General features: G+C 66.6%; 11 protein-coding genes. 3 read left to right on the forward strand and 8 right to left on the reverse strand.

Annotated elements, in window-relative coordinates:
* Positions 1 to 168: 168 nt before the first annotated feature.
* Entirely contained in the window at positions 169 to 1251 is a 1083-nt protein-coding gene (locus HQ306_RS05790) for a hypothetical protein (RefSeq protein ID WP_222628164.1), read from the forward strand.
* A gap of 341 nt (positions 1252 to 1592) precedes the next feature.
* Here HQ306_RS05790 and HQ306_RS05795 read toward each other — a convergent pair whose 3' ends face one another.
* A complete protein-coding gene (locus tag HQ306_RS05795; protein ID WP_222628166.1) occupies positions 1593 to 2495 on the reverse strand; it encodes an oxidoreductase in 903 nt (300 codons plus the stop codon).
* An 80-nt stretch (positions 2496 to 2575) separates the two neighbouring features.
* Entirely contained in the window at positions 2576 to 3337 is a 762-nt protein-coding gene (locus HQ306_RS05800) for an SDR family NAD(P)-dependent oxidoreductase (RefSeq protein WP_222628168.1), read from the reverse strand.
* 102 nt (positions 3338 to 3439) lie between these two features.
* Between HQ306_RS05800 and HQ306_RS05805 the strand changes: the two genes are divergently transcribed.
* Positions 3440 to 4291, forward strand: a complete 852-nt coding sequence (locus HQ306_RS05805) for a helix-turn-helix transcriptional regulator (protein ID WP_222628170.1) — start codon at positions 3440 to 3442, stop codon at positions 4289 to 4291.
* Between the two features lie 11 nt (positions 4292 to 4302).
* On the opposite strand, the gene HQ306_RS05810 is transcribed toward HQ306_RS05805, so the two are convergent.
* The gene (locus tag HQ306_RS05810) at positions 4303 to 4521 is read right to left on the reverse strand and encodes a cytochrome P450 (RefSeq protein WP_222628172.1); all 219 of its coding nucleotides are present in this window, start codon (positions 4519 to 4521) and stop codon (positions 4303 to 4305) included.
* A 158-nt stretch (positions 4522 to 4679) separates the two neighbouring features.
* A complete protein-coding gene (locus HQ306_RS05815; RefSeq protein WP_308115486.1) occupies positions 4680 to 9161 on the reverse strand; it encodes an EAL domain-containing protein in 4482 nt (1493 codons plus the stop codon).
* A 295-nt stretch (positions 9162 to 9456) separates the two neighbouring features.
* Between HQ306_RS05815 and HQ306_RS05820 the strand changes: the two genes are divergently transcribed.
* Positions 9457 to 9621, forward strand: coding sequence for a hypothetical protein (locus HQ306_RS05820; RefSeq protein ID WP_222628174.1), 165 nt, complete (start codon positions 9457 to 9459; stop codon positions 9619 to 9621).
* Positions 9622 to 9739: 118 nt separating this feature from the next.
* Here HQ306_RS05820 and HQ306_RS05825 read toward each other — a convergent pair whose 3' ends face one another.
* The 4 genes from HQ306_RS05825 to HQ306_RS05840 all read right to left on the reverse strand — a co-directional run bounded on the left by HQ306_RS05825 (position 9740) and on the right by HQ306_RS05840 (position 12804).
* Entirely contained in the window at positions 9740 to 9880 is a 141-nt protein-coding gene (locus HQ306_RS05825; protein ID WP_222628176.1) for a hypothetical protein, read from the reverse strand.
* Positions 9881 to 10322: 442 nt separating this feature from the next.
* The gene (locus HQ306_RS05830) at positions 10323 to 10961 is read right to left on the reverse strand and encodes a 3-oxoacid CoA-transferase subunit B (protein ID WP_222628178.1); all 639 of its coding nucleotides are present in this window, start codon (positions 10959 to 10961) and stop codon (positions 10323 to 10325) included.
* Positions 10958 to 11614 (reverse strand): 3-oxoacid CoA-transferase subunit A, encoded by a 657-nt coding sequence (locus HQ306_RS05835; RefSeq protein WP_222628180.1) that lies wholly within the window; start codon positions 11612 to 11614, stop codon positions 10958 to 10960. The genes HQ306_RS05830 and HQ306_RS05835 overlap by 4 nt, the downstream gene beginning before the upstream one ends.
* Complete coding sequence (locus HQ306_RS05840; protein WP_222628181.1) at positions 11614 to 12804, reverse strand: thiolase family protein; 1191 nt, start codon at positions 12802 to 12804, stop codon at positions 11614 to 11616. The genes HQ306_RS05835 and HQ306_RS05840 overlap by 1 nt, the downstream gene beginning before the upstream one ends.
* Positions 12805 to 12857: the final 53 nt, after the last annotated feature.

Raw genomic sequence — 12857 nt, forward strand, 5'->3', positions numbered from 1 at the left:
GCGCTCCGAGATCCCCGGCGCCGGAAATCTGCGTTCTCACCCAAGGTCGACCGTGTCGGCGTTCTCCGCCCGCTCGATATTTGCACGTGCACCTCGGCCTTGGCGAAAAGCCACCACGGACGGCCAGTCGTCACATTTATCGGTCGATCGACCGGGTAGCACCGGGCGATGACAGACCACGACCCACACCGAGAAGGACCCACCCGTCCACCGGGAGACGGCGTATCGGTACTGCTCATCGCCGACCCCGGCAAACCCGCCGATCTCGCCGAGTACCTCGCAGACCACCTACCCCAACGCCTCACCGAACGAGGATCACCGCCCCGCCGATGGACCACCACCGTGCGCCGACAACCCCTCGTATCCGACGAACACGCCTCGCTCGACGACGTGATCGACACCGTCGACACCGACTCCGACCACGAGGACATCGTCGTCTACCTCACCGACCTCCCCCGCCGCGACAACACCGTCCCCGTGATCGGCGAGGTCAGCGCCGATCACGCGTTCGCGCTGATCTCCATCGCCGCCGTCGGCGCCATCGACCTCGCTCGACGCGTCACCACCATCGTCGAACTCGCCCTCGCACGCATCCTCGGCGAACCCGAACTCGCACCGACGAGCGGCACGAGACGATTCCCCTCCGAACAGCACGAGACCGGCACCCGGTACCTCGCACCGAAGGGACTGCGCAGGCTCCGGCTGCTCTCGGGAATGGTGCGAGCCAACCGGCCCTGGCGGCTGGTCACCGGCCTGTCCAAGGTGCTCGTCGGCGCCTTCGCCACCGGCGCATTCGCGTTGTCCACCAGCACCATCTGGTCGTTCGCCGACACCATGGGCGGATGGCGCCTCTGTGCGGCGACGATCCTGTCGACGGTGGCGCTCATCCTCTGGCTCGTCATCGACCACGAACTGTGGGAACGGCCCGAATCCGACCAGAACCGCGAACGCTCGAGGCTCTACAACACTGCGACCGTCATCACCCTGACCATCGGCGTCGTCGTCCTCCACATCGCCCTGTTCGGTCTGCTGCTCTTCACCGCCTGGCTCTCCCTCCGAGCGCACGTCCTGTCCTCCACCCTCGGGCACAGCGCGACCGTCGCCGACTACCTCGAACTCAGCTGGCTCCTCGCCTCGATCGCCACCATCGGCGGCGCCCTCGGATCCGGCCTCGAAGACGACGACGCAGTCAAGGAAGCCGCCTACGGAACCAGACAACGCCAGCGACACGACAACATGCAGAAGGAGTGAAGAGGCGGGATTCCCGAGGCGAGCGGTGGACTGTGCGGGGCGCAGTCAGCACGCTCCACGCCTCCGACGTCGACGTGACGCGAGCGGTGTCCGTCCACGGAAGTCTCCGGAGGTCCACCGACCGTCGTGGATATTCATGCGCACAGTCCACCCCTGACCACCCGAGTCCATCGAACGAGTGACGAACACGTTGTGACAACTCGTCACATCGAGCGGCATGTCGGCAGTTGTCACAGGTGACCGGGCGCCCGTGGACAGTCCGACGGGAAGCCGGTCTCCGCTGTGACGCGACTGCCTGTGAACAGCATCTCGGCAGCGTGCTCCCCCAGGCAGTGGAACCCTCAGGCAATGGGCGGGTCCCGGCGCAGGCTCGTGTAGCTCACCCCGGTCAGCTGCTCGGACAGATTCCACAGGGCGGTCGCGAGCTTCAAGTCGCGCGAACGTTTACTGGACGAGACGACTGTCGGATGTCCACGCATCTCCCGGAACCCGTCGGGTCCGATGTACGAGCCTCCCTCGACGCCGGCGACCGTCGCCGCGTACAGCTGCGGCAATGCTCCCATGTTCGAGCTCTGACCGATGACGCCCGCTCCCAACGAGAAAATCTTGTCCAGGGCGGATTCGGTATGGGACGCCAGGTTCGTGGACGAGATACCGGGATGCGCCGCGACGGAGACGACCGAGGAGCGCGCTTCCGACAGGCGCCGCTGAAGCTTGTACGCGAACAACAGATTCGCCAACTTGGACTGGCCGTAGGCAGCCCAGCGACTGTAGCGGCGGTGCTCGAAGTTGGGGTCGTCGATCGAGATGTGTCCGCTCGTGTGCGCGAGACTGGAGAGCGTGACTATCCGGTCGGAGATGCGGTCGACGAGCAGTCCGGTCAACGCGAAATGGCCGAGGTGATTGGTCCCGAACTGCATCTCGAAACCGTCGGCCGTCTTCTTCTGCGGCAGCGCCATCACACCGGCGTTGTTGATCAGGACGTCGAAGGGCTCGGTTGCGTCGGCGAAGCGTCTCACGGAGGCCAGATCGGCGAGATCGAGCTCGCGAACGGTCGCAGTCGGCCCGATCTCGCGGGCGACATCCTCTCCCCTGTCGGTATTGCGACACGCGAGTACCACCTCCGCCCCACGAGCACCCAGGGCTCGGGCCGTGGCCGCACCCAAGCCACTGTTGGCGCCGGTCACGACGAAACGCCGCCCCGTCTGATCCGGGATGTCTGCGGTCGTCCACGTCGAGGTCACCGGTCCGACAGTAGCCGTGCGCGGCGGGTCACTCGGCGAACTGCAAAGGTGCACTCCACGAGAACCTCAGCCACCGCCGCCTAACGGGTTGCGGTGATGCCACCGTCCACCGGAATCGTCGCCCCGTGCAGGTAAGCCGCCTCATCCGAGACCATCCACGCGATGGCCGACGCGATCTCTTCCGGCCTACCCGGACGTTGGGCCGGAATGCCGGCCGTCATCTGACTGATGACGTCGCTACTCGAGTCGTTGATCGGAGTGCGCGTGGCGCCCGGCGCAACAGTGTTCACTCGCACCCCTTGCGGTCCGAACTCGGCGGCCCAGCTTCGAGCGAGCTGCGCTTCGGCCGCTTTCGTGGCGGAATACAGGCCGACGAATGCATGGCCCACCGTGGCCATCCACGACCCGATGACCACGATCGCGCCGGTGCCTCGTTCGGCCATTGCCGGCGCCAGGGCTGCGGTGAGAACATGCGGTGCCCGGACGTTGACGGCAAGTGTCGCTGCCAGATCGGCGTCGGTGAGGGACACGGTGTCGACGGCGGGGCAGAGTGCCGCGTTGTGCACCAGGATGTCGACCCGCCCGTCGAGAGCGGTGGTCCACGCGGCGGCCAGCGCACGCAGGTCGGCAGGTGACGCGGCGAGATCGCCGTTCACGAACGCGGCGGATCCGCCGGCGCCTTCGATCTCGGCGACCAGATGCGCACCACGTTCGGCGTCGCGCCCGGTGATCACGACGCGAGCGCCACGGGCCGCGAGTTCGCGGGCGGTAGCGGCGCCTATTCCGCTCGTCGAGCCGGTGACGACGGCGGTGCGGTCGGACAGATTCGATGGGTTGCTCATGACGGCCAGTCCACAGTGCGATCACGTGACGCACCAGGGCGAGCACTGCCTGGTCACGCCGTGACCAGGCAGTGTCCGGGATGTCTCCGTAGTCTCGGCAGGGTGCCAGCAGACAGATCCGCACTCGGAGCGTTCCTCCGGTCCCGACGTGACGCACTCACGCCGGCAACAGCGGGGATTGCGCCGTTTCCCGGTCCGCGGCGCGTTCCGGGCCTGCGCAAGGAGGAGCTCGCGGTGCTCGCGGGACTGAGCCCCGACCACTACAGCCGGTTGGAGCAGGGTCGCCAGCACACGGTCACCGACGACATCGTCGACGCCTTGAGCCGGGCCTTGCGCCTCGACGAGATCGAGGACGCACACCTCCGGAATCTCGCCGCTCCGCTTCGCCGGAAACGCTCGAGTGCGTGGGAGTCTGCGCAGCGTCCCGATCCTGGTCTTCTCCGGGTGCTGACCATCATGGACCACGTTCCTGCGCTCGTCCTCGGGCGCCGCTCGGAGATCCTGGCGTGCAACACGCTGGCGCGGGCAGTCCTGGGGGCAGAGATAGACGCGGGCGCCGTGTTGGTGCGCTGGCTCTTCTTGGATCAGCGTGCGAGGGAACGAATCGTCAACTGGTCCGATTACGCGTCGGCCGCGGTGGGTGCGATGCGTTACGAGGTCGGACGCCACGTCGCGGACGCCCGATTGACGGTTCTGGTCGACGAATTACGTCTGGCAAGTGGAGACTTCGCCCGGTGGTGGAATGATCACGGCGTAGCGGATCGCACGTCCGTCGACAAGAAGATCGCTCATCCCGTGGTCGGCCGTCTCTCGTTCGGCATCGAATCTCTTGTGTCGCCCCTCGATCCGGAGCAACGCTTGATCATCTACACCGTCGAGCCCGAGTCGTCTACTGCTCGGGCACTTCCGATGTTGGCGTCGTGGGGCCCGGCATCCGCCGAGTCGATGGGCTGACGCGGGGACGATCACACGATCGGCCGGTCCCGCGCGGGTGGTATCGGCAGTACCTTCGACTGTGCCCAGATCGTCTCGTCGTTCACCGCCGCAACCTCCACGGGACCCGACACGTACGTCACGCGGGTGCCGGATACGTTCCGTCCGAAAGCCGAGCCGTACTTCTGCGCATCACGCTTCGCCCATTGGCTCGACTCGGTGACGTGCAAATAGAGGATGTCGCCGACCACCGGTAACGCCGCGGTGGATGCGGCAGCACGCGGTCGGGCGCCCAGAACCCACCTGAGTAGCACTCGACGACCTCTGAGTCCCCGGTGTCACACGGCCGGCTGACGCCTCGCTGGTGCTACATGCGGCTGGACCGAAAGCGACTGCTGTATGCGATCTTTCATCCGCCGTCACGGATCGTCTCGATCAGGTCCAGCAAGGGCATGGGGTGACCGTGGTAGTACCCCTGCGCCAGCTCGGCACCGGTCGCGGCGGCGACGGCGGACAGCCTCGCATCACCAACGCCCTCGATGACCGCGGTGGCCTCGAGTGCATGGGCGAGCCGCACGGCTGCGTCGAGGATCCGCTCGCCGCGAACGTCTTCGGCGGCACGTTCGGTGAGGGTGCGGTCGATCTTGATGATTCCTGGTCTCAGTCGCCCGAGCAGCTCCAGGTTCGAGTACCCGGTACCGAAGTCGTCGATGCTGATCGTCGCTCCGAGTCTCTGCAGCAACGTCAGCGCACCGAAAGCGCGATCACCGGGTATCAGGGTCACGTGCTCGGTGACCTCGATGACGATCCTGTCGAAGCCGGCGTCCGGGTGCCAGGACAGCAGCCTGTCCATCAGCGCGCGTTCTCGGAGCTCGGTGACGGAGAGATTCAACGCGACTCGCGGGTGGTCGACACCGAATTGCCGGTACAGGGCCGCGACGTCGTCGATGAGACAGTCGAGGGCGAGGTGCCCGAGGGCGCGCAGTTGACCGGTCTCGGTCGCAAGGGTGATGAACTCGCTCGCGGTGACCAGTTCACCGTCTCGCCGCCACCGCATGAGGGCCTCGACCATCACTGTCGCACCCGTGGAGATGGACCGGATGGGTTGATAGTGCAGTTCGAATTCGTGCGCTCTGACCGCGGATGCGAGCTGGTGGCGGATGGTCGCTCTGACATCGGCGTCGTGGTCCATCTCGGCCGTGAAGTAGACCGCCCGATCTCGACCGTTCTGTTTCGCCGAGTACATCGCGACGTCGGCGTTGTGGAGCAGGTCGTCGACGGTGGTCCCGTCGACCGGCTGCACGGCGACTCCGATCGAGGCGGAGACGAATGCGGTGACGTCGTCGATGACGACAGGTTCACGAACGGCAGCGAGCACTCGATGGACGAGGCCGTCCAGCGTGTCGAGGTCGTCGGCCCCGGTCACGAGCATCGCGAACTCGTCGCCACCGAATCTGCCGACGAGCTGATCGGTGCGCGCGGCGCGCTGGAGTCTGGTCGCGATGACACCGAGAACGAGGTCACCGTTCCGGTGGCCGAGTCGGTCGTTGACCTCCTTGAATCCGTCGAGGTCGATCCACAGCACAGCGGACGCAGCACCCTCCGCCGTGACCATCTCCATGGCCTGCGCCCGGAAGAACGCTCGGTTGAGCAGCCCGGTCTGGTGGTCGAACTGCTCGCGTGCGGCCAACTCTGCACTCAGATGGCGTAGCCGGGAACTGTCGTGAACGACCACCACGGTGCGGCCGTTGCCGGCCTTCCGGAGGATCTCGATCGTCGCCGGTGTGCTGTGCCCGTCCGCGTGCAGTACCCGGCGGCTCTGTGTGTCGTCGTCGTCGAGCGCACGGTCGTCCGGCGGAAGGACGCTGAGTACCATGCGGCCGGTCAGCGCGTCTGCTGGATGTCCGGTCATCGCCTCGATCGCGGGGCTGCTCCGCTCGATTCGCCCGTCGCTGTCGACGAGGAGTAGTCCGAGCGAGCTCGAGTCGAACATGGCGGACACGAGTTCGGTGCGGCGCTCGAGTTGTTCGGTGAGTTCGTGCTGTTCGGTGACGTCGAGTGCGGTCCCCACGCGCAGCGGAGGCGATCCGTCCGGTGGTTGTATTCGAGCGGCCGATTCGTCGATCCATCGGACGGTGCCGTCCGGGCGAACGATGCGGTAGCGAAGCTGCCAGTCAGGGGACGCGGACGCGGACACGGCGGCCACACGGTCGCGATCGGCGGGGTGCACGGCGATCAGCAACAGCGACGGGTCGGCGAGGACCCTGGCCCGATCGAGCCCGTACATCTCCTCGACCCGGCGGGTGAGCAACGTCAACGCCCCGGACGAGTCCCGTTGCCACACCGTCTCGCGGACCGAGTCGGTAATGACTTGGAGGTTGGCCAGCGCGCGTTCGCGGGCGCGGCGCTCGGCGGTGATGTCGGTGACGTCGATGACCACGACGATCACGCCGAGAATCTCCTCGTGGTCCCCACGGTACGGCTGGGTCTGGACCAGTAGATCCCGTCCGTCGCCGCCCGACTCGAGAATCTTCGAGTCCCCCGCCAGAGTCTGCAGGAGCAGGTCGGTCAGACCGGGCATCGCGATGGTGGTCGGTATCGCGGACAGCTCGCGCCCCACGTCCGAGGGGATCAGAGAGAACAAGCGCACCGCCAGGGCGGTGTACCGGGTGACGCGGAGATCCCGGTCGAGCAGCACGAGCCCGTTCGTCAGAGAGCTCTGAATATTCTCCAGGTCGGTGTTCGCGCGGGTCAGTTCCGCGCCGCGGACAGCGAGTTCCTGATTGAGGGTGACGAGTTCCTCGTTGGTCGCCTCGAGTTCCTCGTTCGAGGCCTGAACCTCCTCCGATGATGCCTGCAGTTCCTCGGAGGAGGCTTGCAACTCCTCGTTGAGGGCCTGCAGTTCCTCGTTGGATGCGCTGAGGTCCTCCACAGTCGCCTGCAGCGCGTCGTACACGGTGTCGAGCTCGACGCGCACCTCCACCGGTGGCGCATCGACGTCGGCATCGGGTGTGTTCTCGGGCCGCGAATCGGCCTCGGCCTCGGCCTGGAAGGCGATTATCGCGCCCGCACCGGACCTCCCTTCAGCGGTGTCGATGCGAGTGACCGAGATCCGAACGGACTCCCGGTCGCTGCGTATCGACCGAGTCACCGTGCGCGGCGCACTGAAACGGAGCTGACTGAGCATCGCGCGCACCGCCGCGCGGTAGTCGTCCTTCACCAGATCGACGACGTGCCCGCTGTGGACCCCCTCGCTCACGGCGACCCACGGTGTGACGTCGCCGATGACCTCCACGAGTACCGCTCGGTCGTCGACGATCAGCGCCGACGGCGCCACCGCCTTGACGATGTCGCTGTAGAAGTGGTCGCCGACGGCTGTCGAGCGCGGTGAGACGTCTCCACGATCGACGACCTTCGCCCCGCGGGCCGGGTGCCCGATGCCGCTCAGCGGCAGGCCGAGGGCACGTGGACTCTGCCGTCGCCGATACAGTCTGCGCTCGGCGTCGACGGAGACGAAGGCGTCGTCGGTGCGCGGTACGCGTTCACTCTGCCCGAGCAGCAGCAGTCCCCCGGGATTGAGAGCGAACTGACACAGCTGCAGAGCCCGCTCCTGCAACCGGGGTTGAAAGTAGATCAACGTGTTGCGCAACGAGATCATGTTCAGATCGGGAAACGGGGGATCGAAAGCCACGTTGTGTCGAGCGAAGACAATGCACTCCCGTAAGACTGGGGAGATCTCGAACTCCCCCTCGAGATCACGGGTCCATCGCACTCGTGCATACTCCGGCAACGCATTCCGCTCGCCGATCGGGTATCGCCCGACCCGAGCGATCGTCAGTGCGCGCTCGTCCAGATCGGTGGCGAAGATCTTCAACCGTTGCGGCAGTTCGACATCCGGTACGGCCAGGGCTTCCGCGACGAGTACGGCGAGGGTGTACGCCTCTTGTCCGGTGGCGCATCCAGGTACCCACATCCGGACCTGACCACCCTCCGACGCGGAGACGACCGCGTCCAGATGCTCGCGCAGCCCGTCCCACACGCCCTGGTCTCGGAAGAACGCGGTGACCGTGACCAGCAGGGCGCGGGCCAGCGCCGAGGCCTCGGTCGGCGACTGCCGGAGATGCTGGAGATAGAGCGCGATCTCGGCAATGGCCGACAAGCGCTGGCGGCGGGTGATCTGCCGTTGCAGCGTCGAGGTCTTGTAACCCGAGAAATCGAGGCCACTCTGCTCGTACAACGCGGCCACGACGTCGTCGACCACGCCCGTGCCGATGACCTCGGACGGCGGGGAGTCGGGCGGAGTGCCGCGGAGAAACCGTTCGAGCGCGCCCGGGATGTCCGCAGCTGCTTCCTCGATGTCCACCGACCCGGTGGCGAACGACGCCGACGGCATCGAGTCGAACGCGGCGCTCGCCCGCTCCTGCACCGCCACGACGCCACCCGCCGACTCGATGGCCTCGACCCCCGACGCTCCATCGCTCCCCGTGCCGGACAACACGACCGCCACCGATCGATCCTCGAACGCCTGCGCCGCGGACACGAACAAGCGGTCGATGCTCGGCCAGGGACGCGTGTTCAGATCGGGGACGACGATCGAGATGCTTCGTTCGCGGACCGCGATGTCGTGACCCGGTGGGGCGACGAACACGGTGTCCGGGCGCAGGTCGTCACCGTCGGCCGCCTCGACCACGTGCAGTGCGCTCGCGCGGTCCAGAAGGTGGGCGAGCTCGCTCGTGCCTGTCGGTGCCGAGTGTTGCGCGACGACGACACACCAACCCAGGCCCACCTCGACCGCGCCGAGCATCGCGGTGAGCGCGTCCAGTCCGCCTGCCGAGCCGCCGACCACGATGACGTACGACGGTTTCGCCTCGTCGTGCGAATCCCAGGGCACAGAAATCTCCTCCCCGGACTTGCGAACCTGCCGCGCGGTTTTCACGCCTCGAACCGACACAGTGTCACACGTCCGCACGCAGTATCGACGATCAGCCGGAAGACGGCAGTGACACAGGCCGGGTACGCCACCGGATTCACCACACGTGAATGAGGACCTCACTCCGGCGACGACGTGCGCGCTGCGGCGCAGATTCGACCCGCACCCGCCCGCCGTGGCGGCATCCCGGGCGAGTACTCGGGAGTACTGCACGACCGATCGACAGTCGCCCTCTCGATAGAGGTGCGGCGGTCACATGAACTATGCAGAGATGTCCTCGGAGTTGCTCGTCGAACTGTACGAGCGACTGCAGCGAGACAGGCGATCAGCGGTGGCGCGCAATGCCCCGTCGGACGAGGTCATGTCGGTGTCGAACGCGGGTACGCCGGGAGTTGGACCGGCGCCGCAGTCAGTGCTGTGACCCTGTGAGCTCGGTGCATCAGTGGACGTGACGAGCAGGTTGTGCGCCGGCGGCGTCGCGCCGTGCGCTCGACCGCGTTCACGAGGGCCGTGTCGGGTCGGTCGAAGCGTGGCGCGGCTCAGGTCGGCAGATGCTCGGTGCAGTAGCCACTTATCGCCAGTGGCATCAGTACGCCCGCCTCCGCTGCTGTGAAGCCGAAGTCGGTGATGACGGCGGTGGCATCCGCCACAGCAGAGCCGGCGTCGAGGAATCGAAGCATTCCTACTGGTCAGGGCATTCGAGAGCCTCCTGTCAGGATTGAACTGACGACCTTTCGCTTACAAGGCTTCGACGACCGGATCAGGTGGATTCACCTGGACTCACGAAATGCGCCCTGAACTGCACGTTCGTCCATCGGCGTCCGCCGCGGTCCACCCCCGTCCGTCCCGACTTGTGACACTCTCGTGACACCGAGACCTTCCGTTGGGCACGGCGTCAGTTCTAATCTGACTGTGACACATGCTATCTCGTCAAGCGGCAATTGAAGACACTGCAAACACCAGAACGCACTCGACGCCACAGATGCTCGGCCGTCGCGAATGTCGGTGTGCGTGGAGTCGATAGTTCGTCGGCACCGGTCGTCGCAGGCTTGCGATGGGCCCTTCCGAAGGAACCTGAGTGCCCGGCGCCCGCCGCGAACTGCACCCGCGCTCGACTCGCCCTCACGTACGCCGCAGTGCCAGACCCACACGTTGCGACAACTCGTCACTCGTGATTCCAAACGTCTCGCGCACAGTCACTCCGGACGCACCGACGTCGAAGACAGCGAGGTCGGTGTAGATGCGCGAGACGCATCCGACTCCGGTCAGCGGGTAGCTGCACCGCTCGACGAGTTTCGAGGTTCCGTCCTTCGCAAAAAGGGACATCATCACGAACACCTGCTTGGCGCCGATCGCAAGATCCATCGCCCCACCGACCGCGGGGATGGCGTCCGGCGCACCGGTGTGCCAATTGGCGAGGTCACCGGTCACCGACACCTGGAACGCACCGAGCACACACACGTCGAGGTGCCCGCCGCGCATCATGGCGAAGGAATCGGCGTGATGAAAGTACGCCGAGCCGGGGAGCTCGGTGACGGGCGCTTTGCCGGCGTTGGTGAGGTCCGGGTCGATGTCGTCGCCGGTGGCCGCCGGGCCCATGTTGAGCATCCCGTTCTCGGTGTGCAGGACCACCCCCGAGTCGCCGGCGAGGTGATCGGCGACGGACGTGGGCAGACCGATTCCGAGGTTGACGAACGAGCCGGGTGCGATGTCGGCGGCGACCAGAGCGGCCATCGCGGAGGTCGAGAGCGGACCGGTCATACGGCGACCACCTTGTCGATGTAGATACTGGGAGTGACGACGTTCTCGGGATCGAGGTCACCGGTAGGGACGATCTCGCTCACCTGGGCGATAGTGGTCCGCGCTGCGGTCGCCATCACCGGACCGAAGTTTCGGGCGGTCTTGCGGTAGACCAGGTTGCCCATGCCATCGGACCGGTACGCACCGATAAGAGCCACGTCACCTGCCAACGGATACTCCAGGATGTACTGCCGACCGTCGATCTCGCGCTGTTCCTTGCCGTCGGCGAGCGGAGTTTCGACGGCGGTGGGGCAGTAGAAGGCTCCGATGCCGGCGCCCGCGGCGCGAAGACGCTCGGCCAATGTCCCCTGGGGAACGACCTCCAGGGTGATGGCGCCCGCACGATAGAGACCGTCGAACACCCACGAGTCGGACTGCCGCGGAAACGAGCAGATCACCTTCCGCACGCGCCCGGCAGCCAGCAGTGCCGCGAGGCCGGTGTCCCCGTTACCCGCATTGTTCGACACTACGGTCAGGTCCGTGGCGCCTTGCTCGATGAGGGCGTCGATCAACCGGACCGGCATCCCCGCCATACCGAAACCGCCTACCAGCACAGTGCTTCCGTCGGCGATCTCGCTGACGGCGTCCAACGCGGAGTCGCAGATCTGCACCATCAGTGAACCTCCCGGACGTTCTCGACGACGACAGCCAAGGCTTGGCCGACGCCGATGCAGATGGCCGCGACACCCCACCGTTCACGGGACTCGACCAACCGGTGAGCGAGCGTGCCGAGAATGCGTGCCCCGGAAGCGCCGAGCGGGTGGCCGATGGCGATCGCTCCACCCTTGGCGTTGACGATCTCCGGGTCGGTGAGTCCGTCAGCGAGCCAGGCGTCGACGCACGCGATCGACTGCACCGCGAAGGCTTCGTTGAGTTCCACCGCGGACACGTCGGACCATCCGATGCCGGCGCGGGCGAGGGCGCGGCCGGCCGCAGCAACCGGGGCGTACCCGAAGTCCTGCGGGTCGCAGGCGTGGGCCGCTCGTCCGGCTATGCGCACCAGGGGTTCTCCCAGATCGGCGTGCTCGGAACCGAGGAGCAACGCCGACGCACCGTCGTTGAGAGGTGACGCGTTGCCGGCGGTGATCGTCCCGTCGGCACGGAACGCAGGCTTCAGCCCTGCAAGTGAGTCGGCGGTGGAATCGTCGCGGATGCTCTCGTCGCGGGCCAGTCCCTCGAGAGGCACCACGATGTCGTCGTAGAAGCCCGACTCCCAACCCTGACGGGCCAGGCGGTGGGAGCGGGCGGCGAACTTATCCTGGCGCTTCCGCGAGATCCCGAACCGGTCGGCGAGCTGCTCGTTGCACTCGCCGAGCGAGATCGTCCACTCCGCGGGCATGCGCTCGTTCATAAGCCGCCACCCCAGAGTGGTCGAGACCGCGGTGACGTCGCGGGCGGGGAACGCCCGCGAGGGCTTCGGCATGACCCAGGGAGCGCGCGTCATCGACTCGACGCCACCGACGACGACGATGTCCGCATCGCCCGCGTCGATGGCGCGGGAACCGATGATCGCGGCGTCCAGGGACGAGCCACACAGCCTGTTGACCGTGGTGGCCGGCACGCTGGTCGGCAGCCCGGCCAGGAGCGTGGCCATACGACCGACGTTCCTGTTGTCCTCGCCGGCCTGATTGGCGCACCCGAACACGACGTCGTCGATCGACTCCGTGTGCAGAGACGGGACTTTCGCCATCACGGCTTTCAGGGCGGTGGCGGCGAGGTCGTCGGGGCGATGGCCGGAGAGCGAGCCTCCGAAGCGCCCGAACGGTGTCCGGACGGCGGAGTAGACGAAGGACGACGTGGTCATGGGTTCACCGTAGGACGCCGTACTGATCGTGTCCAAGACCTGATCACGATCGA

It is taken from the genome of Rhodococcus sp. BP-160 (assembly GCF_019836205.1).
Classification (GTDB): Bacteria; Actinomycetota; Actinomycetes; order Mycobacteriales; family Mycobacteriaceae; genus Rhodococcoides.